Below are 22,136 nucleotides of genomic sequence, written 5' to 3'. Positions count from 1 at the left end.
AGGCTCGAGAGATGGAGTGGCAGGAGCGCGAGCAGGATTCGTGGCCTGAAAAATGCCGCTCACTCGTCTGAGTGAACGGCATTGTCGAGCGAGCGGTGTTTGGCTTTGGCTGGCTTAGGAGGCGGTTGCAATGCTCCGGCCCACGCGGCTCAGCGGCAAGCTCAAGGCCAGCGCCAAGGCGCCTGGCAGCAGCCAGCCCAGGCTCAGGGAGAACAGCGGCAGTTGTTCCAGCCAGGTCTGGAGGGGGAAGGGAAGCAGGTCTGCGGCCTTGAGCATGTCGCCCAGGCTGAAGACGGCCACCACGCCCAGCGTCAGGCCATAACTGAACTTGCGTTTGGGTAGGAGGCTTCTCAGCGGTTCAAGCAGCACCAGGCAGACGGCGCAGGGGTAAATCAGGTATAGGGCGGGCACGGTGATGCGAATCAGCGCATCGAGGCCGAAGTTGGCGATCAGCGAGGCGGCGACGGAAACCGCGATCAACCAGCTCCGATAGCCGAGCAAGCCGGTTTGCCTGGCGAAGTAATCCGCGCTGGTGCTGGCCAGGCCCACCATGGTGGTCAGGCAGGCTAGCAGAACGATGCCGGCCATCAGCCAACTGCCTGGGGCGCCGAACAGCCAGGCGACGTAGCGCGCGAAGATTTGTCCGCCATTGCTCGCGCCGGCGGCCGCCGGGCTGCCGGTGGCGCCCAGATAAAACAAACTCAAGTATAGCAGGGACAGCAGCGCGACCGAGATCAGGCCGGCTTTCAATGTGAGCCGGCGAACGATTGGCGCTTGGGTAATGCCTTTTCCCGCCAGCGCGCGCGCAACCAATCCGCCAAATGCCATGGCGGACAGCACATCCATGGTTTGATACCCGCTCAAAGCCCCCGCGATGAAGGCTCCGTCGATATAACGGCCGCTGGCGGGCGTGACGCCGTCCATAGGCTGCAGCGCGACGCCCGCGGCGACAGCCGCCAGCAGGGCAAGCAGAACCGGCGTCATCCAGCGCCCCATGCTGTCTATCAGCAACCCTGGCCTCAGCGTGAGGAAGAGTCCGGCGGCATTGAATGCGAGGGCGAACAGCGCGCCGCTCCAGGGGGTATCGGCGAATCCCAGCGCAAGCCAGCCCATTTCGTAGGCGACGTTGGTGACGCGCGGCATCGCGAACAGCGGGCCGAGTATCAAATACAGCAGGCTCCAGAAGGCGGTCGCCGCCCAGGGAGGCAAGTCGCGCGACAGCGCTTCGCCGCGGCCCAGGCCTGCCACGGTCAGCAGCGCGAGAAAGGGCAGGCCTACGCCTGTCAACATGAAGCCCAGCGCCGCGATGACCCAGGCCTCGCCGGCCAAGTGGCCCGCCATCGGCGGAAAAATAACGTTGCCAGCGCCGAGAAACAGGGCGAAAACCATCATGCCCAAGGCGGCTGTATTGCTGCGGGAAAGCATAGGCGATATCTCCAGACGATAGTGCCGGCGGACCTGGAGAAGGAAAGGGAGCGTTCGAGCCGGTCCCTTGCCAGGGACGTCGGCTGAATTGCAGAAAGGCGACTTTATCCCTGGCTGTTTGGAAGCGGGATAATAATAATCACGGATACGCTGCCCACGGCATGAGCCGCGCGGCCGGAGCGCGGCGCGGCGGGCATGGCGAGAGGGTTTGGCAGCATGTTCGATCCGATTAAAAAGAAAGCATTCGCTTATTAAAGCGTCTATTGGGCGTCATTGGCAAGTCTTTGCTTGAAAATTAGCCTGCCGGCATGCTTTCTAGCCTCGAGCAGATCAGCGCTGACCGTCCAGGGCGCTGGCCAATTTTTCGTATAGTTGGCGATAGATGGCCGGGTCGCTGCACAGCAAGGTGCGCGAGTTGCCGTTGCTGTCCCAGACGGTCTGGCGTATGCGGGTTCTCAGCAGCAGCTGGCCAGGTTGCGGCCCCGGACGCAGGGTCAGCAGCACCTCGGTGGTTTGATGATCAGGCTTGCCCGGCAGCGGGAATTTAAGCTTCAGCAGTCCGCGCAGCGTCTGACGCGCTTCGCTGACCAGCGTTTCGTCCTTTTCGGCGCGGATCACGCTGTAATCAGTATCCACCTCAATCTGTTTGTATCCCAATTGCTCCAGAGCCTTGCGGCCGGCCTGCAGCGCCATTGCCGCGCCAGCTCCGTCCAGCCGGGCATCGCGCGCTTGCAAATAGTTGCGCATGTCCTCGGGGGAGGGCGCGACTCTGACCTGGGTGGAGCTGTAGCGCAAAACGCGGCCGCCCTGGCCCTGCACCGTTTCCTTGTCGTCGGCGAGGGCGGTTTGGCAGAGCGAGCTGAGCAGAATGAGAATGGCAAGACGGCGCATGGCGGCTCTCCGGTTTGGAATGTCATGAAATTTAAGCGCCTTGTTATGACCTTTGTGTATCCAATTGTCGCTCCATGGGGTGCTGGGCTTGAAATCGCAATATATTGATCGCAAGCAAATTTAATCCCCATATTTAGAAGAAAAAGCCCGGCGGCGCACAGCGGTTTTGGCCACAATATCGTTCGTTGCGGAGCCGGCTGGATGCGCCGCTTCGTTTTTTGATGATGGAATTGTGGAGGGGCGACGATGCTTCAGGTGCGTAAGCGCGATGGCGCGATGGTGGAATTCGACATAGGCAAGATCGCCAATGCTTGCCGCAAGGCGGCAACGGCGGCAGGCCATGCCGAGCCAGCGGCTTTGGCGCTGGAGATCGCCGCGCAAGTCGAGCGCGAGTGCCGCGAACTGGCGCGTGAGGGACGCCTGGACATTCCCGCCATCCAAAAGCGGGTGGAGGACGCCTTGATGCGACGCTACCCGGAGGTGGCGCGCGGCTATATCGAATATCGGCACGACCGCGACACCGTCCGCGCCCAGGGCTCCGAACTGCACGCCAAGCTGATGGGGCTGGTGCATAAGACAGACGAAGAAGCGACCACGGAGAACGCGAACAAGGACGCCAATGTGTTTCCGGTGATGCGGGACCTGATGGCCGGCATCGTGTCCAAGCAATTCGCTGGGAATTTCCTGCCCAAGGATATCCTGGCCGCGCACAATAGCGGGGACATCCATTTCCATGACCTGGACTATTCGCCGTTTCTGCCCTTCACCAATTGCTGCCTGGTGGATCTGAAGGGCATGCTGGAGCAGGGTTTCAGACTGGGCAATGCGCAGATTGAAAGCCCCAAGTCCATAGGCGTGGCTTGCGCCGTCACCGCCCAGATCATCGCGCAGGTGGCCAGCCACCAGTATGGCGGCACCACCATTCCGAATATCGACCAGACGTTGGCGCCATACGTGCTGAAAAGCTATCGCAAGAACCTGGATGTGGCGCGGCAGTACGGCATCGCCGATCCGGAGCGCTACGCCCGCGAACGGACGGAAAAGGAGTGCTACGACGGCATCCAGGCCTGCGAGTACGAGATCAACACCTTGTTCAGCTCCAATGGCCAGCAGCCCTTCGTCACCTTCTCCTTCGGCATGGGCACGGCCTGGGAAGCGCGCATCATTCAGCAGTCCATTCTGCGCGTCCGCATCAAGGGCCTGGGCAAGGAGGGCATCACCCCGGTGTTTCCCAAGCTGGTGATGTTCATCGACGACGGCGTCAATCTGAAGCCGGAGGACCCGAATTACGATATCAAGCAGCTGGCGCTGGAGTGCACTTCCAAGCGCATGTATCCGGACATCATCTCGGCGGCGCTTAGCCGCAAGATCACTGGTTCATCCATTCCGGTTTCGCCTATGGGCTGCCGCAGCTTTCTGGCCGCGTGGCGGGATGAGTTCGGCCGCGAGGTGCTGGATGGCCGCAACAATCTGGGCGTGGTCAGCCTGAACCTGCCGCGCATCGCCATCGAGGCGCAAGGCAAGGCCGTAGACTTCTGGCGTCTGCTGGAGCCGCGCCTGCAACTGTGCTTCCGCGCGTTGATGGTGCGGCTGGAGCGGCTGCGCGGCGTCAAGGCGAATGTGGCGCCGATTCTGTATACCGAAGGCGCCTTCGGCATGCGCCTGCGGCCGGACGAAGACATCATGCGCTTGCTTGAGAATGGCCGCGCCTCGATTTCGCTTGGTTATATCGGCCTGCACGAGGTGGGTGTCTTGCTGTTCGGCGCGCACCCGGCAGACAGCGCGGAGGCCAGGGCCTTCCAGCGCCGGGTGGTGGCGCGGATGGGCGAGGCGGCGGCGGAATGGCGGCGCGAGACGGGTTTCGGCTTCTCGCTGTACTCCACGCCCAGCGAGTCGCTGTGCCATCGCTTCTGCAAGCTGGACAAGGAGCGCTTTGGCACCATCCCGGAAGTGACAGACAAGGGCTATTACACCAACTCCTTCCATTTGGATGTGTTCCGCAAGGCGGATCCATTCGAGAAAATAGATTTTGAAACCGGCTTTGCCGAGCTGGCCAGCGGCGGCCACATCACCTATGTCGAACTGCCCAATATGCAGCACAACCTGAAGGCGCTGGAGGCGATCTGGGACTATGCCGCCAGGCATGTGCCGTATTTCGGCAGCAACACGCCAGTGGATTCCTGCGGCCTGTGCGGCTTCATGGGGGAGGCGCAGGCGGACGCGGAAGGCTTCCGCTGCCCGCAGTGCGGCAATCGCGACAGCGCCTCGCTATCCGTCACCCGCCGGGTGTGCGGCTATCTGGGCAGCCCCAATGCGCGGCCGTTCAATGCCGGCAAGCAAAAGGAAGTGATGCGCCGGGTCAAGCACTTCGGCGGCGAGCATTGAGGCCGGAATGAATTACGACCGCTACTACACTTGCGATCTGGTCAATGGCGAGGGGGTGAGGGTGACGTTGTTCGTCTGCGGCTGCCCCCACGCCTGCCCGGGCTGCCACAATCCCTCGACCTGGGATCGCAAGGCGGGCCGGCCGTTCACCGCCGAAATCCGCGAGCAGTTGCTGGCGCATTGCGCCACGCACGATGGTTTGAGCCTGTCCGGCGGCGATCCGCTGCATCCGGCCAATCGAGCCGAAGTGCTGGCGCTGTGCCGCTTGTTCAAGGACAGATATCCAGACAAGGACATCTGGCTGTGGACAGGCTATCTCTACGAGGAGGTGAGGGCGTTGGAAATCCTGCGCTTCGTCGATGTCCTAATAGATGGCCGCTACCGCCAGGACTTGCCGACAAGCAAGCCTTGGCGTGGCTCCGCCAACCAGCGCTTGCTGCGCTTGAAGGAGGCGCGGGTTCGGGCCGAGCGCTGAGCGGCCGCAATGCCGTTAGATTGTTGTCAATGTTTTCCCAGCATGCCTGGCCTTGTCAATTCATTTATCATGAATTGGACCGAGGTAAAAACCCGGCATAGAGGAGACGATAATGGCCTGGACCAAAGAGCAGAAAAGGACGGTATTCGCTTGTTATATGGGTTGGACGCTGGATGCGTTCGACTTTTTCCTGATGGTGTTCGTATTGAAGGATGTGGCTCGGGATTTCGGCGTCGATATCGAGTCGGTCAGTTGGGCCATCATGCTGACGTTGGCGGCGCGGCCGGTGGGGGCGTTGATCTTCGGACGGCTGGCGGATCGTTTTGGCCGCCGGCCGGTACTGATGGCTAATATCGTGTTGTATTCCCTGTTGGGCTTCTCGTCGGCGTTCGCCCCCAATCTGCTGGCGCTGCTGGTGTTGCGGACTTTGTTCGGCGTGGCGATGGGCGGCGAATGGGGCGTGGGCTCGTCTCTGACCATGGAGAGCATACCCAAGGAATCGCGCGGCTTCGTTTCTGGTCTGCTGCAGGCTGGCTATCCCAGCGGCTACCTGCTGGCGACGCTGGCCTTCGGCCAGTTGTTCGATCATATAGGCTGGCGCGGCATGTTCATGCTCAGCCTGCTACCGGCGCTGCTGACGCTGTACATCCGCCGCAACGTTCCGGAAAGCCCGAGTTGGGAGGCCGCGCGCCATCACGAGAAGCCGGGCTTGCTGCAATCCATAGCCGCGCAGTGGCGTTTGTCCCTGTACGCCATCGTACTGATGACCTGCTTCAACTTCTTCTCGCACGGCACGCAGGACATGTATCCAACCTTCCTGCGCGTACAGCACAAGTTCGATCCGCACACCGTGCAATTGATCGCCATTTGCCTGAATGTAGGCGCGATCGTCGGCGGGCTGTCCATCGGCGCGCTATCTGAGAGGATAGGCCGCCGCAATGCCATCACGCTGGCGGCGCTGCTTGCGCTGCCGGTGCTGCCGCTATGGGCCTTTTCCAGCACGCCGTTGTGGCTGGCTGTGGGCGCTTTTTTGATGCAGATCGCCGTGCAGGGCGCCTGGGGTGTGATTCCGGCCCATTTGAACGAGATATCGCCGCTGGCTGTGCGCGCCACTTTTCCGGGCTTGGTGTATCAGCTGGGCAATCTGCTGGCCTCGGTCAACAGTCCGTTGCAGGCGCATATGGCCAAGGCCAATGGCGGGGACTACGGCATGGCAATGGCCGTTGTGGCTGGCTTGGTGGCCTTGGCGATCGCGGTTCTGATCCGCTTCAGCCATGAGCGGCGCGGCGAGGCGATGATCGTGGTCGAGCAGGCGCCGCGCTGATTCGCGGCGGGGAGCGCGGCTGGCGAGGCCGGCCGCTTTCCCTCACAAGTCCGCGAGTCGTGCGCGGCTGGTTTGGGCCTCGCTCATCACTCGCGCGAATAATTCGGCCACGGTTGGCACATCGTTTATCAGTCCCTGCGCTTGGCCTATCAATTGCACGCCCTTTTCATGATCGCCATCCTGGATCGCCAGTCGGATGGATTCCGTAGCCGCGCCAAACAAGGCTAGTTGGCGCAAGGCTTGCGGCTGGCGGATCATGCCGCCGATCGCCACCTTCATCACCGGCATGCCCATGCGCCTGGCCATGGCGCTGGCGCGGAGGGCGGCCGGTATCAGCCCCAAGGGCTTGCGACAGGCGCGGCGCGCGGCGGGGGTGTCCATCATGCGGCACCACAGGCCGTCGAAATTCTTCGAATACAGGGTGTCGGCCACGCCGCGCTGCGCCACCATATCCTTGGTCGCGGCGTGGACCGGGCTTTCGCGGGTCATGGCGATGCGCGAACCCATGGCTACGGCGTCCGCGCCCAGCGCCAGGGCGGCTAGTAGGCCTTCGCCGCCGGCAAAGCCGCCGGCAGCCACGATGGGCAGCGACGACGCCTTGCGGATGGCCGGGATCAGCACCAGGGAGGTGACGCTGCCGCCATGCGCCGCGGCCTCGTGGCCCGTGACCAGCAAGGCGTCGGCGCCGCTTTTTTCAGCGGATCGGGCATGTTTCTCCGTCACCACCGTAGCCAGCACTTTGCCGCCGTATGCGTGGGCGGCCTCGGCTATCCAGTCTCCCTTGCCCAGCGAGTAGTTGATCAGCGGAGCCTTCTCTTCCAGCGCGACCCGGGCATTGTCGGCCGCGCCCGGCATCATCAGCGTGCACCCCACGCCGAAGGGCTTGTCAGTCAGCTCGCGGATGCGGCGGATGGCGGCGCGGGTGGCCTCGGCATTTAGCGGGCCGGTGGCCAGAATGCCGAGCCCGCCGGCATTGGAAACGGCGGCCACCAGCTCGGGCGTGGCGATATAGCTCATGCCGGGGCAGAGCAGTGGGCGTTCGATGCCGAGCAGGCGAGTGATGGCGGTTTGCATGGTGGGCGGGTGGTCTGGGTTAGAATGGCGATGTTCTATTGTTGATGCTTTTTTCGCAAAATTCAAACGATTGTTTAAATCATGATGCTGATCGTGCTGTTGGCTTGGTTATATGTGGTATTGATGTTCGCCGTGGGCCAGGACAGCGTGGGCGGCGGCTTGGCCGTGGCTTTCCTGCTGGGCGTGCTGCCGACCTGGTTTGTCGCATGGACGGCACGGAATCGATTGCGCCGCAGCCGCGAAGCGCGAAAAACCGGCCGAGAGGCTTGAGGGGACTGGCTTCAGGATGCTAGAATCTCGCGTTCTCTGCCATCCCGGCGGAGAATCTTATATCTAAACTACGCACATTCGCGCCAAAGGGTGCCCGGCATCGCCGGGTTGTCTGCGCGGATGGAGGCTTAACCCTTTTAGGAGTTTTTGCATGTCCACCAACGTTACCATGCGTCAAATGCTTGAGGCCGGCGTTCACTTCGGCCACCAAACCCGTTTCTGGAACCCGAAGATGGCTCAGTACATCTTTGGCAGCCGCAACAAGATTCACATCATCAACCTGGAAAAGACTCTGCCGCTGTTCGTCAGCGCCCAGGAATATGTGCGTCGTCTGGCCGCCAACAAGGGTACCGTAATGTTTGTTGGCACCAAGCGTCAGGCGCGTGAGATCGTCCGTGAAGAAGCTGCCCGTTGCGGCATGCCGTTTGTCGACCACCGCTGGCTGGGCGGCATGCTGACCAACTACAAGACCGTGAAGCAGTCCATCAAGCGTCTTGAAGAGAAGCGCGCCATCCTGGAAGCCGCCGGCGATACCGGTTACAACAAGAAAGAACTGCTGGACCTGCAGCGCGAAGTTGAAAAGCTCGAGCGCTCCCTGGGCGGTATCAAGGATATGAAGGGTCTGCCGGACGCCATCTTCGTTATCGACACCGGTTACCAAAAGGGCACCGTGGTTGAAGCCAAGAAGCTGGGCATTCCGGTAATCGGCGTTGTTGACACCAACAACTCCCCGGACGGCATCGATTACGTGGTTCCGGGCAACGACGACTCCAGTCGCGCCATCCGCCTGTACGCTCGCGGCATCGCCGACGCCGTACTGGAAGGCCGCGCGCACTCTCTGCAAGAGATCGTCGCCGCCGCTGAAACGGCTCAAGCCGAGTAAGCGGACCAAAAGGGGCGCAAGCCCCTTTTTTTGGACCCGAGTATTTACGTAATCACAATCTTTAGGAGTAGTGAAGATGGCGGAAATCACCGCAAAAATGGTTTCGGATCTGCGCGCGGCCACCGGCCTCGGCATGATGGAGTGCAAGAAGGCTCTGGTTGAAGCCGAGGGCGACCTGGCCAAGGCTGAAGAAATCCTGCGCATCAAGTCCGGCAACAAGGCCTCCAAAATGGCCGGCCGCCTGGCTGCCGAAGGCATCATCGGTTCTTACGTCGAGGCTGGTGTGGGCGCCCTGGTGGAAGTGAACTGCGAAACCGACTTCGTCGCCAAGGATCCGACCTTCCTGGCGCTGGCCGCCGCCGCCGCCAAGGCCGTCGCCATCGCCAACCCGGCCGACGTTGAGGCTCTGGCTTCCGTTGAAGTCGACGGTCAGCAAGTGGAAGAAATCCGCAAGGCCGCCATCGCCAAGCTGGGCGAGAACATGACCATCCGTCGCTTCGTTCGCTACCAGACCGAAGGCGCGATCGCCACCTACCTGCACGGCGCCAAGATCGGCGTGATCGTCGACTACGCCGGCGTCGAGCAAGTGGGCAAGGACGTGGCCATGCACATCGCCGCTTCCAAGCCGATCTGCGTGTCCAAGGACCAAGTTCCGGCCGAAACCCTGGAACAAGAACGCAAGATCTACACTGCTCAGGCTGCCGAGTCCGGCAAGCCGGCCGACATCGTCGCCAAGATGGTGGAAGGCCGCGTGAACAAGTTCCTGGCTGAAGTGACCCTGATGGGCCAGCCTTTCGTCAAGAACCCGGATCAGACGGTTGAAAAGCTGCTGGCCGAGCAAAAAGCCTCGGTGAAGGCGTTTACCATGTTCGTGGTGGGCGAAGGCATCGAGAAGAAGGTAGTGGATTACGCCGCTGAAGTGGCCGCCGCCGCCAAGCTGTAAGCTTAGCGCTACCGCTGTACCGACGGCACCCTGCTTGCAGGGTGCCGTTTTGCAAACTGTAATACCATAAACCGCCAATACCGAGGACATCATGAGCCAAGTTCCTGCCTATAAACGCATCCTGCTGAAACTTTCCGGCGAAGCCCTGATGGGGGATGACAGCTATGGTATCAACCGCACCACGATCGAACAGATCGTGGGCCAGATCAAGGAAGTGGTAGAGCTGGGTGTGGAGGTGGGCATCGTGATCGGCGGCGGCAATATTTTCCGCGGCGTCGCGCCGGCAGCCGCTGGCATGGATCGCGCCACGGCGGATTATATGGGCATGATGGCCACTGTGATGAACGCGCTGGCGCTGAAAGACGCGATGACCAAGGTGGGTCTGATCGCCCGCGTGCAGTCCGCGCTGACCATGCAGCAAATCGCCGAGCCCTATGTGCGCGGCAAGGCCATGCAATACCTGGAAGAAGGCAAGGTGGTGATTTTCGCCGCCGGCACCGGCAATCCCTTCTTTACGACGGATACCGCCGCCGCGCTGCGCGGCATGGAAATGAACGTGGACATCATGCTGAAGGCCACCAAGGTCGACGGCGTATATACCGATGATCCGAAAAAGAATCCGGACGCGGTGCGCTACCAGACCCTGACTTTCGACGAAGCCATCTCGCGCAATTTGAAGGTGATGGATGCCACCGCCTTCGCGCTGTGCCGCGATCAGAACCTGAACATCAAGGTGTTCAGCATCTTCAAGAACGGCGCGTTGCGCCGGGTCGTGCTTGGCGAAGACGAAGGCACGCTGGTACACTGCTGAGTTTGAAAATTGCTGAAGGCGAAAACGGCAATGGCCGTTTTCGCCTTGTCATTTGAAGTTTCGATTGGGAGTGCGACATGATTAACGAGATTAAAAAATCGGCCGAACAAAAAATGCAGAAATCGCTGGAGGCGTTCAAGAACGACCTTGGCAAGGTTCGTACCGGCCGAGCCCATACCGGCATTCTGGATCATGTCATGGTTGACTATTACGGCAGCGACGTGCCGGTGAATCAGGTGGCCAACGTCACCCTGATCGACGCCCGCACCATAGGCGTGCAGCCGTGGGAGAAGCCGATGCTGGCCAAGATCGAAAAGGCCATCCGTGATTCCGACCTGGGCCTGAACCCGGCCTCCATGGGCGAAATCATCCGCGTGCCCATGCCCATGCTGACCGAAGAGCGCCGCAAGGATCTGATCAAGGTAGTGCGCGGCGAAGCCGAAGGCGCGCGTGTAGCCATGCGCAACATCCGCCGCGATTCCAACACCGAGTTCAAGAACCTGCTGAAGGACAAGGCCATCACCGAGGACGAAGAGCGCCGCGGCCAGGACGAAATCCAGAAGCTGACTGACAAGTACACTGCCGAAGTCGACAAGATGCTGGCCGCCAAAGAAGCCGATTTGATGGCAGTGTAAGGGGTAGCTCTTGTTTTCCGCATCCTGGAAGGGTGTGTCGGAGGGGCAAGAGCCTCCTCGGCATATCGCCATCATCATGGATGGCAATGGCCGCTGGGCCAAAAAGCGCTTTCTGCCGCGCGTGGCCGGCCACAAAAAGGGGCTGGATGCCGTGCGCGAGATTGTCAAAGCGTGCAAGGAGCTGGGCGTCGGTTATCTGACCTTGTTCGCGTTTTCCACTGAAAACTGGCGCCGGCCGCAGGAGGAAGTCAGCTTTCTGATGGAGCTGTTCTTGCGCGCGCTGGACAATGAGGTGGCGAGGCTGCACAGCAACAATATCCGGCTGCAGGTGTTGGGCTCGCGCGAGCGATTCAATGCCGAGTTGCGAGAGCGCATCGCCAAGGCGGAAGCCAAAACCGCCGACAATGACGGTCTGGTGCTCAGCATCGCGGCTGACTACGGCGGTCGCTGGGACATCGTTCAGGCCGCCAATCAGTTGCTGAAGGCGGGTGTAGCGGAAATCACCGAGGAAGCCCTGAGCCAGCATCTGACCATGGCGTGGGCGCCGGAGCCGGATCTGTTCATCCGCACCGGCGGCGAGCAGCGCATCAGCAACTTCTTGCTGTGGCAACTGGCGTATTCCGAGCTGTATTTCACCGATCTGCTGTGGCCCGACTTCGATCGCGCGGCGCTGGAGCAGGCCATTTCCTCGTACTGGCAGCGTGAACGGCGCTTTGGTCGCACCAGCGAGCAATTGCCGGAGCATCTGCGCCGCGATCGATCCTGACACATGCTCAAAACGCGTATTCTCACCGCGCTGGTGCTGCTGCCGCTGATGTTGGCAGCGCTTTTTCTGTTTTCTGCGGCCGCCTGGGGCGGCTTTTCCTGGTTGATCGTGCTGTTGGCTCTATGGGAATACACCCGCATGGTCAAAATGCGCCTGCCGGAACAAGCCGCCTACCTGGTCTTGTCGACGTTGTTCGCCGTGGTCGCCTGGTTTGGACACTGGCGTATGCATGCCGCAGTGCACGGCCTGGCATTGGCGTTCTGGCTGCTGCTGGTTCCCTTGTGGCTGGCCAAGCGCTGGTCCATGCCATCCGGCGCGCGCGCCTGGCTGTTAGGCTGGGCGCTGATGCTGCCGGCTTGGTTCGCCTTCCTGGAATGGCGGCCGCAGCCGACCCCGCATGACGCGTTGACGCTGCTGGCCGTGATGGGCCTGGTTTGGGTGGCGGACGTAGCCGCATACTTCTCGGGCAAAGCCTTTGGCCGCCGCAAGCTGGCGCCGGCCATCAGTCCAGGCAAGAGCTGGGAGGGCGTTTACGGCGCCGTCGTCTGCGCGGCGTTGTACGTGGCGCTGGTGGATCATTTCGGTTGGCTGGACATCCGCCTGCCGCTGTGGGCGATGCTGCTGCTGGCCCTGCCGTTGACCGCGGTCAGCGTATGCGGCGACCTGTTGGAATCCTGGTTCAAACGTTCCGCCGGCATCAAGGACAGCAGCGCGCTGCTGCCGGGTCATGGCGGCGTGTACGATCGCATAGACAGCCTGATCGCCGTGCTGGCGGTCAGCAATGCCCTGCGCGTGCTGGGCGGCATGTAATTCTGGAAAGTTCATATGAGCAAACCTCAGGGTATTGCCGTACTGGGGGCGACTGGCAGCGTGGGTTGCAGCACGCTGGACGTGATCGCCCGTCATCCCGAGCGCTACCGAGTGGTGGCGCTCACCGCGCACAGCCAGCTCGACAAACTGTTTGAGCAGGCCAGTCGTTTTCATCCCGATTATCTCGTGGTGGCGGATGCCGAATCCGCCGCTCGTTTGCGCGCCCGTTTGACGGACGCCGGGCTGGGCGGCGAGGTGCTGCACGGTCCGCAAGCGCTGGAGCAGGTTGCCGTCCTGCCTGAGGTGGATGCCGTGATGGCCGCGATCGTCGGCGCGGCCGGCCTGCCGTCGGCCTTGGCCGCGGCGCGCGCCGGCAAGCGGATTCTGTTGGCGAACAAAGAGTCGCTGGTGGTGGCGGGCAGCCTGTTCATGGACGCCGTGCGGGGCAGCGGCGCCGCGCTGTTGCCGGTGGATAGCGAACACAGCGCCATCTTCCAATCGTTGCCGGCGGACTACGCCGGCGACGCCGCGGCCGCGGGCGTGCGCAAGATCATCCTGACAGCGTCCGGCGGCCCGTTCCGCACGCGCTCCGCCGATGACTTGCTCCACGTCACCCCGGACGATGCCTGCCGCCATCCCAACTGGAGCATGGGGCGCAAGATTTCCGTCGACTCCGCCACGCTGATGAACAAGGGTCTCGAAGTGATAGAGGCGCGCTGGCTGTTCAATGCGCGCCCCTCGCAAATCGAAGTGGTGGTGCATCCGCAGAGCGTGATCCATTCCATGGTGCAGTACCGAGACGGTTCGGTCATGGCGCAGTTGGGTTCGCCCGATATGCGCACCCCCATCGCCTGCGCGCTGTCCTGGCCTGAACGGATAGAGGCCGGCGTAGCCTCGCTGGATTTCTTCTCCATGGGCGATCTGACTTTTGAAAAGCCGGATGCGCAACGTTTTCCCTGCCTGCAGCTGGCTTTCGACGCGCTGGAAACCGGCGGCGACGCTCCGGCGGTGTTGAACGCGGCCAATGAAGTGGCGGTGGCGGCCTTTCTGGCCGGACGCATCCGTTTTCTCGACATTCCGCGCATCGTGGCCGATACCCTGTCCAGAGTGTCGACTGCAGCCAGCGATTCGCTGGCGGCGCTATTGGACCGCGATGCCGAGGCCCGTCGCCATGCGGAGCAAAGGGTGGCGGCATGCTGACCGTTTTCGCCTTCCTGCTAGCCATCGGCGTGCTGGTCACTTTCCATGAGCTGGGCCACTACTGGGTGGCCAAATTGTGCGGCGTGCGCGTGCTGCGATTTTCGCTCGGCTTCGGCACGCCCCTGCTGCGTTTCCGGCCGCGCGAAACCGAGTGGGTGATCTGTCCGATTCCGTTGGGCGGCTACGTCAAGATGCTGGATGAGCGCGAAGGCTTTGTCATGCCGGAAGAGCGCGGCCGGGCCTTCAACAACCAGCACGCGCTAAAACGCATCGCCATCGTCGCGGCGGGACCGTTGGCCAATCTGCTGTTGGCCGTCTTGCTGTATTGGGTGGTGATCGCTCAGGGCGTGCCGCAGCTGAAGCCGCTGGTCGGTACGGTGATCGCGCAGAGTCCGGCCGCGGCCGCGGGTTTCCGCGAGGGAGACCGCATCGTGGACGTGGCGGGGAAGCCGGTAGGCAGCTGGCAGGAAGCCCGGCTCGCGTTGGTCGATGCCGCTATGTCGGCAAGCGCGATTCCCGTTCGCGTGCAGACCGAGGCAGGCGCCTCCGCCGAGCGGCGCATCGTGGCCGAGCGTTTCGGCGACAAGGCGGTGCAGGCGCTGCAGCAGGGCGATCCCGGCCTGTCTCCGGCGCGATTCCTGCCGGCAATCGGCGCGGTGGAGCCTGGCGGCGCGGCGGCCAAGGCTGGCCTGAGGGCCGGCGACAAGCTGCAGGCGGTGGATGGCCTGCTGCTGCCGCGCTGGGAGGATTGGGTGCAAATGGTGCGCAACAGCCCAGGCAAGGATTTGCGCGTGCGCATCGAGCGCGAGGGCAAGCCGCTGGATGTCAAGCTGCGTCCGGAGTCGGTGAGCCAGGGCGACGAGGTGGCGGGCCGCATAGGCGTCGCGCCGTTGCCCGATGCTGCCTGGAACGACAAGCTTTCCTTCATGGTCCATTACGACGCGCTGGGCGCGCTGGCCGAAGCCGGCGCGAAAACCGGCGCCACCGCCTGGATGAGCTTGAAATTCCTGGGCAATATGCTGATTGGCCATGCCTCGCTGAACAATCTGTCCGGGCCATTGACCATCGCCAATGTGGCGGGACAGACCGCGCGCGAGGGCGTGAGCCCGTACCTGGAGTTCCTGGCGCTGATCAGCATCAGCATAGGCATACTGAATCTGCTCCCCATACCGGTTCTGGATGGGGGCCACTTAATGTATTATGTCGCGGAGTTGGTCAGAGGTAAGCCCGTCAGCGAACGGGCGCAATTGCTCGGACAAAAAATTGGTTTCATATTGCTGGCGTCTTTGATGGCGTTTGCCATGCTGAATGATTTCAGCCGCCTACTTGGGGGTTAAACATACCTATGAAATTGAAGCTACTTTCGGCGGCCGTGCTGGGCCTGTCCATGGCCTCCGTCGCGATGGCTGCCGATCCTTTTGTCATCAAGGATATTCGTGTTGAGGGCCTGCAGCGTACCGAGCCGGGCACGGTCTTCAACTATCTGCCGGTCAAGGTCGGCGATACGTTCAACGATGCCAAGGCGCAGGAGTCGATCAAGGCGCTGTTCAATACCGGCTTCTTCAATGATGTCCGCGTGGAAAACCGTGGCGATACCTTGATCGTGACCGTGGCCGAGCGCCCGGTGATCACGCAGCTGAACATCAACGGCGCCAAGGAATTCAGCAAGGATCAGCTGAAGAAGGCCTTGAAGGACAATGGCTTCGCCGAGTCGTTGATCTTCGACCAGGCTTTGCTGGACGGCGCGGTTCAGGAGTTGAAGCGCCAGTATTACAGCCGAGGCAAATACTCGGTCGAGATCACGCCGTCCGTCACCAAGCTGGAGCGCAACCGCGTATCGGTGACGCTGGACATCACGGAAGGCGTGACGGCGCGGATTCAGGAAATCCGCATCGTCGGCGCCGATGCGTTCTCTCAGTCCAAGCTGCTGGATGAATTCAGCCTGACCACCGGCGGCTGGCTGTCCTGGATCACCAAGGACGACCAGTACTCCAAGCAAAAGCTGACCGGCGATCTGGAAAAACTGAAGGCCTTCTATCAGAACCAGGGCTATATGGAGTTCGGTATCGATTCGTCCCAGGTCTCCATCAGCCCGGACAAGCAGTCGATGTTCCTGATCATCAATGTGCACGAAGGCAAGAAATTCGCCGTTTCCGACGTGCGGCTGGCCGGCGATCTGAAAGTGCCGGAAGCGGATCTGCGCAAGCTGATCGACATCAAGAGCGGCGACACCTTCAACAACGAGAAGGTGACCGAAGCGGTCAAGGCGATCAGCGATCGTCTGGGCGACGCCGGCTATGCCTTCGCCAACGTCAACGTGCTGCCGGACATCGACCACGACAAGCAGACCGCGGCCTTCACCTTCTTCGTCGATCCGGGCCGCAAGACCTATGTCCGCCGCGTCAACGTGGCAGGCAACAGCAAGACCCGCGACGAAGTGATCCGCCGCGAGCTGCGCCAGATGGAAGGCGCGCCGTATAGCGCCGCCGACGTCAAGCGCAGCAAGGAGCGCCTGGAGCTGCTGGGCTACTTCGACGATGTGAACGTCGAAACGCCGGCGGTGGCGGATGCGCCCGACCAGGTGGACATGAACATCAGCCTGAAAGAACGCTCCACCGGCAGCATCTCCGGCAGCTTGGGCTATGTGCAGGGCGAAGGCCTGGTGCTGGGCGCCAACATCTCGCAGAGCAATATCTTCGGCTCCGGCAAATACATGTCGCTGGGCATGTCCACCGGCAAGGTGAACAAAAACTATTCCCTGTCGTTCACCGATCCGTACTACACGCCGGACGGCGTGAGCCTGGGCTATGACGTGTACGACCGCGTCTACAACCCGGATGCGACGTCGATTTCGGCGTACAAGACCGGCACCATAGGCGCCGATGTGCGTTTCGGCGTGCCGATCACCGAGTATGACCGCGTCAACTTCACGTTGGGCGCGGAAAAAACCGACATCACCACCTACGTCAACAGCCCGCAGCAATACATTGATTTCGTCAATCAGTACGGCTCGAGCAACAACACCTTGCTGGGCACCGTCAGCTGGGGCCGCGACACCCGCGACAGCGCGCTGTGGCCGACTCGCGGCGCGTCCATCCGCGTGGGCCTCGACGCGGGCCTGCCGGGCGGTTCGCTGGAATACTATCGCCTGACCCACCAGCAGACCTGGTACTTCCCGCTGTCCAAGAACTTCACCCTGATGCTGAACGGCGAATTGGGTTACGCGGATGGTTACGGCAAGACCAAGGTGCTGCCGTTCTTCCAGAACTTCTATCTGGGCGGCCTGGGCTCCGTGCGCGGCTATGATACCAGCAGCATCGGCCCTTACGATTCGGTTGCAGCCTCTTATCTGGGCGGTAACCGCAAGGCGGTGGCCAACGCGGAAATCCTGTTCCCGATGCCGGGCTTGAAGGATAATAAGTCCGTGCGCCTGAGCGCCTTCCTGGATGCCGGCACCTTGTGGAACACCAATATCACCAGCCAGCAGAATGCCTTGGGGATACACAGCTCGGCCAGCGACGGCTTCCGCTACTCCACGGGCGTGGCGCTGACTTGGCTGTCGCCCATGGGGCCGATGAAATTCAGCTTGGCCAGGCCGTTGAAGAAGGAACAGAACGATAAGCTGCAGACGTTCCAGTTCCAGATGGGCACGACCTTCTAATCGCTTCTTGAGGACGGATACATGAAATCATGGAAAGGGTGGTTGGCGATCGCCTGCATGGCGGCCTTGCCGGTTCATGCCGCCGACTTCAAGCTCGGTTACATCAACGTAGAGCGCATTTATCGCGAAGCCGGCGCCGCCATCGCCATCTACAAGAAGCTCGATACCGAGTTCGCGGTTCGCCGCGGCGAGCTGAAGAAGATGGAGGCGCGCGCCAAGGAACTCGAAACGCTGCTGGGAGGCAATAGCCTGTCCTCGGACGACCGCAAGCGTTTCGAGCGCGAATACGCGAGCCTGGATCGCGATTACCGCGCCAAGTCGCGCGAGCTGGCTGAAGATTACAACCAGCGCCGCAACGAGGAATTCGCAGGCGTGACCGAGCGGGCCAACCGCATGGTCAAGGAAATCGCCCAGCGCGAAAACTACGATCTGATCCTGCAGGAAGCGGTGTACATCAATCCGAAGTTCGACTTGACGCCGCAAGTGCTCAAAGAGCTGGACAAGTAATCGTTTCAACCGTTACCGGAGTAAGCCGACCCCCGGTCGGCTTTGTTTTTGATGTCCTACACACTCTCTTACATCGTTGAACAACTGGGCGGCGAGCTGCGCGGCCCGGATCTGGCCGTCGCGCGGCTGGCGCCGCTGGAGCGGGCGGGGCAGGGCGAGATCGCCTTTGTCTCCAGCCCGAAATTCCGCCGCCAGATGCAGGAAAGCCAAGCCGAAGCGCTGATCGTCAACGAAGCGCTGGCCGCCGAACTGGACGGCCGTTCGCGCATCGTCACGGCAGACCCTTACCTGTACTTCGCGCGCTTGGCTACCTTGTTCCATCCGCCCAAAGCGCTGCGCGCCGGCATCCATCCGCGCGCCGTGGTGGGCGAGGATTGCCGCATAGCCGCCAGCAGCGAAATCGCGGCCAACGCCACGGTGGGCGACAATGTCGTCATCGGCGAGCGCTGCCGCATCATGCCCGGCGCCGTGGTTGGCGACGGCTGCGTGATCGGCGACGACGTCACGCTTTACCCCAATGTCACTGTTTACCATGGCTGTGTGATCGGCAACCGTGTCGGCGTGCATTCCGGCAGCGTGATCGGCGGCGACGGCTTTGGCCTGGCCTGGGACAAGGACCACTGGTTCAAGATCCCGCAAACCGGCCGCGTGGTGCTGGAAGACGACGTGGAAATCGGCGCCAACACCACGGTGGACCGCGGCGCGCTGGCGGATACCGTGATACGCAAGGGCGCCAAGATAGACAATCTGGTGCAGATCGCGCATAACGTCGACATCGGCGAACACACAGCCATCGCCGGCTGCGTCGGCATCGCCGGCAGCACCAAGATAGGCGCGCGCTGCACGGTAGGCGGCGCGGCGATGTTCGTCGGCCATATCGAAGTGGCGGCCCGCACACACATCGGCGGCGGCACCTTGGTGTCCAAAACCATCAAGGAAGCCGGCACCTACGCCTCGTCCTACCCGCTGCAAAGCATGAAGGACTGGTTGGCCAACGCCGTCCACGTCCGCCATCTGGATGACTTCGCCAAGCGCGTCAAGCAGCTTGAGCGGGAACTGGAAACACTGAAAAAATCGAAGGATGAATCCCATGAGTGAACACGCAGTCTCGATCGACGTCCGCGAGATCATGCGCTATCTGCCGCATCGCTACCCGTTCCTGCTGGTTGACCGCGTCACCGAATTCGAAGCCAACACCCGCATCAAGGCGCTGAAGAACGTCACCATCAACGAACCATTCTTCGTCGGCCATTTCGAGCAATATCCGGTGATGCCGGGCGTGCTGATCATCGAGGCCCTGGCCCAGGCCGCCGGCATTCTGGCGATCAAGAGCCAAGGCGAGCGCGCCGAGAACGAACTGTACTTCTTCGTCGGCATCGACAACGCGCGCTTCAAGCGCCAGGTGGTGCCGGGCGACCAACTGGTGTTCGAAGTGGAGCAGATCGCGCTGAAGCGCGGCATTGGCAAGTACGCGGCGCGCGCGCTGGTGGACGGCCAGGTGGCGTGCGAAGCGGAAATCATGTGCGCCAAGCGCGAGGTGTGATATGACCATTCATCCGACCGCCATCGTCGACCCCAAGGCGCAAATCGCCGACGACGTCGAAATCGGCGCTTACTCCATCATCGGCCCCCATGTCAGCATCGGCGCCGGCAGCTGGATAGGCCCGCACGTGGTGATAGAAGGCCATACCAGCATCGGCAAGAACAACCGCGTGTTCCAGTTCTGCTCGCTGGGCGCCCAGCCGCAGGACAAGAAGTACGCGGGAGAGCCGACGCGCCTGGAAATCGGCGACAACAACACCATACGCGAGTTCTGCACCTTCAATACCGGCACCGCCCAGGACGTCGGCGTCACCCGCATCGGCAACGACAACTGGGTGATGGCTTACGTGCATATCGCGCATGACTGCCAGGTGGGCAACCACACCATCTTCGCCAACAACGCGACGCTGGCCGGCCACGTTCACATCGGCGACTGGGTGTTCCTGGGCGGCTTCACCAGCGTGCACCAGTTCGCCGTGATAGGCGAGCACGCGATGACCGCCTTCGCCAGCGCCGTGGCGCAGGATATCCCGCCCTTCGTCACCGCCCACGGCAACCGCGCCGTGCCATCCGGCATCAACGTGGAAGGCATGAAGCGGCGCGGCTTCACGCCGGAGCAAATCCGCCGCGTGCGCAACGCCTACAAGACGCTGTACCGCCAGGGCCTGCCGTACGATGAAGCCAAGGCCGCCATCCTGACCGAGGCCGGCGAGGGCCATGCGGAACTGGCGTCGTTCACGCGCTTCTTCGAGCAATCGGCGCGAGGAATCATACGCTGAGCTTATGAGCGATCACCTGTTCAAGCGAAAAGGGGCGCTGAAAGTCGCCATGGTGGCCGGGGAGGCCTCCGGCGATCTATTGGGCGCCCATCTGATGGACGCGCTGCGCGCGCATCGCAGCGACATCGAGTTCGCCGGCATCGGCGGTCCCAGAATGGAGGCCAGGGGCTTCCACAGCATGGTGCCGCAGGAAAAGCTGGCGGTGCGCGGCTACTCCGAAGTCTTGAAGAGCCTGCCGGAATTGCTGCGCATCCGCCGCCAGCTGCGCGAACAGTTGCTAGCGGAAAAGCCGGACGTGTTCATCGGCATAGACGCGCCGGATTTCAACCTGGCGCTGGAGACGGCCCTGAAGAAGGACGGCGTGCCCACCGTGCATTACGTCAGCCCGTCCATCTGGACTTGGCGTCCGGAGCGCATCCAGAAGATAGGCCGCGCGGTCAACCATGTGCTGTGCCTGTTTCCCATGGAGCCGCCGCTGTATCGCCAAGCCAGCATCCCGGTCACCTATGTCGGCCACCCCCTGGCTAGCGAGATCCCGCTGGAGCCCGATCAGGCCGCCATGCGCGAGCAATTGGGCCTGCCGCTGGATGTGCCGGTGTTCACCTTGATGCCGGGCAGCCGGCGCAGCGAGCTGGACTACATGGCGCCGGTCTATCTGGACACCGCCCGCTTGCTGTTGCGGCAATATCCGAACGCGCAGTTCCTGGTGCCCCTGGCCACCCGCGCCACGCTGGACCAGTTCGAGCGCATGCTGTATCAGTTCAAGGCGCGCGATCTGCCCATTCGCAAGCTGTTCGGCCATGCCCAGATGGCGATGATAGCCAGCGACGTGGTGCTGGTGACCAGCGGCACGGCCACGCTGGAAGTGGCGCTGACCAAACGGCCCATGGTCATCAGCTACAAGCTGTCCGCGCTGACTTACCGCCTGGTCAAGCGCAAGATCAAGCTGCCTTACGTGGGCCTGCCCAATATCCTGTGCGGCCGTTTCGTGGTGCCGGAGTTGCTGCAAAAGCAAGCCACGCCGCAGAAGCTGGCGGACGAAATGATAAGGCTGTACAGCGATACCGCCGCGCGCGCCGAAATGGTCAAGGCTTTCACCGAGCTGCATCTGTCGCTGCGCCAGGACACGGCCAGCCGCGCCGCGCGCGCGGTGCTTGAGGTGGCGAGATGCCATTGATTTGCGGCGTGGACGAAGCGGGCCGCGGCCCGCTGGCCGGGGCGGTGTTCGCCGCCGCGGTCATCCTGGACCCGGCCAAGCCCATCGGCGGCCTGGCCGACTCCAAGGTGTTGAGCGAAGCCAAGCGCGATGCGCTGGCAGAGCAAATCAAGCGCGACGCATTGGCCTGGTGCATCGCCAGCGCCAGCGTGGAAGAGATAGACAAGCTCAACATCCTGCAGGCCACCATGCTGGCCATGACCCGCGCCGTGGAAGGCCTGTCGGTGCGGCCGGACCTGGCGCAGATAGACGGCAACCGCGTGCCCAAGCATCTGCCGGTGCCGGGCGAGGCCATCGTCAAGGGCGACGCCAAGGTGCCGGCCATTTCCGCCGCGTCCATCCTGGCCAAGACCGCGCGCGATGCGGAGCTGGTGGCGCTGGACGCGCTGCATCCGCAATACGGCTTCGCCCGCCACAAAGGCTACCCCACCGCTGAACACCTGGCCGCCATCGAAGCCCACGGCGCGCTGCCGGTCCATCGCAAGACCTTCGGCCCAGTCAAGGTCTGGCTGGCGCGCCAGCAGGGCCAGTTGTTCTGA

The 22,136-nt window shown here is 62.2% G+C and carries 22 protein-coding genes; 19 read left to right on the top strand and 3 right to left on the bottom strand.

The window, feature by feature from the left end:
• Positions 1–114 precede the first annotated feature (114 nt).
• Positions 115–1,425 carry a branched-chain amino acid transport system II carrier protein gene (gene brnQ / locus C2I19_RS11695; protein ID WP_103902875.1) on the bottom strand — a complete coding sequence of 437 codons (1,311 nt, stop codon included), beginning with the start codon at positions 1,423–1,425 and terminating at the stop codon, positions 115–117.
• A gap of 330 nt (positions 1,426–1,755) precedes the next feature.
• Entirely contained in the window at positions 1,756–2,316 is a 561-nt protein-coding gene (locus C2I19_RS11690; RefSeq protein WP_103902874.1) for a hypothetical protein, read from the bottom strand.
• Positions 2,317–2,562: 246 nt separating this feature from the next.
• On the opposite strand from C2I19_RS11690, the gene nrdD reads away from it, so the two are divergent.
• The 3 genes from nrdD to C2I19_RS11675 all read left to right on the top strand — a co-directional run bounded on the left by nrdD (position 2,563) and on the right by C2I19_RS11675 (position 6,500).
• Entirely contained in the window at positions 2,563–4,701 is a 2,139-nt protein-coding gene (gene nrdD / locus C2I19_RS11685; protein WP_103902873.1) for an anaerobic ribonucleoside-triphosphate reductase, read from the top strand.
• 7 nt (positions 4,702–4,708) lie between these two features.
• Positions 4,709–5,176, top strand: coding sequence for an anaerobic ribonucleoside-triphosphate reductase activating protein (gene nrdG, locus C2I19_RS11680; protein WP_103902872.1), 468 nt, complete (start codon positions 4,709–4,711; stop codon positions 5,174–5,176).
• A gap of 112 nt (positions 5,177–5,288) precedes the next feature.
• Positions 5,289–6,500: an MFS transporter gene (locus tag C2I19_RS11675; protein WP_103902871.1), complete on the top strand. Its 1,212-nt coding sequence runs from the start codon at positions 5,289–5,291 to the stop codon at positions 6,498–6,500.
• 42 nt (positions 6,501–6,542) lie between these two features.
• Here the strand turns inward: C2I19_RS11675 and C2I19_RS11670 are convergent, their stop codons facing one another.
• Positions 6,543–7,574, bottom strand: coding sequence for an NAD(P)H-dependent flavin oxidoreductase (locus C2I19_RS11670; protein ID WP_103902870.1), 1,032 nt, complete (start codon positions 7,572–7,574; stop codon positions 6,543–6,545).
• 81 nt (positions 7,575–7,655) lie between these two features.
• Here C2I19_RS11670 and C2I19_RS11665 point away from each other — a divergent pair, with 81 nt between their 5' ends.
• From C2I19_RS11665 to rnhB, 16 genes are all read left to right on the top strand, one after another.
• Positions 7,656–7,844, top strand: coding sequence for a hypothetical protein (locus tag C2I19_RS11665; protein ID WP_233201171.1), 189 nt, complete (start codon positions 7,656–7,658; stop codon positions 7,842–7,844).
• A 151-nt stretch (positions 7,845–7,995) separates the two neighbouring features.
• Positions 7,996–8,727, top strand: coding sequence for a 30S ribosomal protein S2 (gene rpsB / locus C2I19_RS11660; protein WP_103902868.1), 732 nt, complete (start codon positions 7,996–7,998; stop codon positions 8,725–8,727).
• Positions 8,728–8,803: 76 nt separating this feature from the next.
• Positions 8,804–9,670, top strand: a complete 867-nt coding sequence (gene tsf, locus C2I19_RS11655) for a translation elongation factor Ts (RefSeq protein WP_103902867.1) — start codon at positions 8,804–8,806, stop codon at positions 9,668–9,670.
• Positions 9,671–9,761: 91 nt separating this feature from the next.
• Positions 9,762–10,481: a UMP kinase gene (gene pyrH / locus C2I19_RS11650; protein WP_103902866.1), complete on the top strand. Its 720-nt coding sequence runs from the start codon at positions 9,762–9,764 to the stop codon at positions 10,479–10,481.
• Between the two features lie 77 nt (positions 10,482–10,558).
• The gene (gene frr / locus C2I19_RS11645; RefSeq protein ID WP_103902865.1) at positions 10,559–11,116 is read left to right on the top strand and encodes a ribosome recycling factor; all 558 of its coding nucleotides are present in this window, start codon (positions 10,559–10,561) and stop codon (positions 11,114–11,116) included.
• A gap of 34 nt (positions 11,117–11,150) precedes the next feature.
• Positions 11,151–11,882, top strand: coding sequence for an undecaprenyl pyrophosphate synthase (uppS, locus tag C2I19_RS11640; protein ID WP_439647045.1), 732 nt, complete (start codon positions 11,151–11,153; stop codon positions 11,880–11,882).
• A gap of 3 nt (positions 11,883–11,885) precedes the next feature.
• The gene (locus C2I19_RS11635) at positions 11,886–12,692 is read left to right on the top strand and encodes a phosphatidate cytidylyltransferase (RefSeq protein ID WP_103902863.1); all 807 of its coding nucleotides are present in this window, start codon (positions 11,886–11,888) and stop codon (positions 12,690–12,692) included.
• 15 nt (positions 12,693–12,707) lie between these two features.
• Complete coding sequence (ispC, locus tag C2I19_RS11630) at positions 12,708–13,892, top strand: 1-deoxy-D-xylulose-5-phosphate reductoisomerase (protein WP_103902862.1); 1,185 nt, start codon at positions 12,708–12,710, stop codon at positions 13,890–13,892.
• Entirely contained in the window at positions 13,886–15,229 is a 1,344-nt protein-coding gene (gene rseP / locus C2I19_RS11625) for an RIP metalloprotease RseP (protein ID WP_103902861.1), read from the top strand. The genes ispC and rseP overlap by 7 nt, the downstream gene beginning before the upstream one ends.
• Positions 15,230–15,237: 8 nt before the next feature.
• Complete coding sequence (gene bamA / locus C2I19_RS11620) at positions 15,238–17,553, top strand: outer membrane protein assembly factor BamA (RefSeq protein WP_103902860.1); 2,316 nt, start codon at positions 15,238–15,240, stop codon at positions 17,551–17,553.
• Between the two features lie 21 nt (positions 17,554–17,574).
• Positions 17,575–18,060, top strand: a complete 486-nt coding sequence (locus C2I19_RS11615; protein ID WP_103902859.1) for an OmpH/Skp family outer membrane protein — start codon at positions 17,575–17,577, stop codon at positions 18,058–18,060.
• Positions 18,061–18,111: 51 nt separating this feature from the next.
• Positions 18,112–19,158, top strand: a complete 1,047-nt coding sequence (gene lpxD, locus C2I19_RS11610) for a UDP-3-O-(3-hydroxymyristoyl)glucosamine N-acyltransferase (protein WP_103902858.1) — start codon at positions 18,112–18,114, stop codon at positions 19,156–19,158.
• On the top strand, positions 19,151–19,603 hold the full coding sequence (gene fabZ, locus C2I19_RS11605; protein ID WP_103902857.1) for a 3-hydroxyacyl-ACP dehydratase FabZ: 453 nt from the start codon (positions 19,151–19,153) through the stop codon (positions 19,601–19,603). Before lpxD ends, fabZ begins: the two co-directional genes overlap by 8 nt.
• A gap of 1 nt (position 19,604) precedes the next feature.
• Positions 19,605–20,381, top strand: coding sequence for an acyl-ACP--UDP-N-acetylglucosamine O-acyltransferase (gene lpxA / locus C2I19_RS11600; protein ID WP_103902856.1), 777 nt, complete (start codon positions 19,605–19,607; stop codon positions 20,379–20,381).
• Between the two features lie 4 nt (positions 20,382–20,385).
• Positions 20,386–21,558 carry a lipid-A-disaccharide synthase gene (gene lpxB / locus C2I19_RS11595; RefSeq protein WP_103902855.1) on the top strand — a complete coding sequence of 391 codons (1,173 nt, stop codon included), beginning with the start codon at positions 20,386–20,388 and terminating at the stop codon, positions 21,556–21,558.
• Positions 21,549–22,136, top strand: coding sequence for a ribonuclease HII (gene rnhB / locus C2I19_RS11590; protein ID WP_199181155.1), 588 nt, complete (start codon positions 21,549–21,551; stop codon positions 22,134–22,136). Before lpxB ends, rnhB begins: the two co-directional genes overlap by 10 nt.

The organism is Chromobacterium alticapitis, from assembly GCF_002924365.1.
Classification (GTDB): domain Bacteria; phylum Pseudomonadota; class Gammaproteobacteria; order Burkholderiales; family Chromobacteriaceae; genus Chromobacterium; species Chromobacterium alticapitis.
The sequence above is the reverse complement of the archived record's forward strand: the minus strand, read 5'-3'. Positions and strand labels throughout refer to the sequence as shown.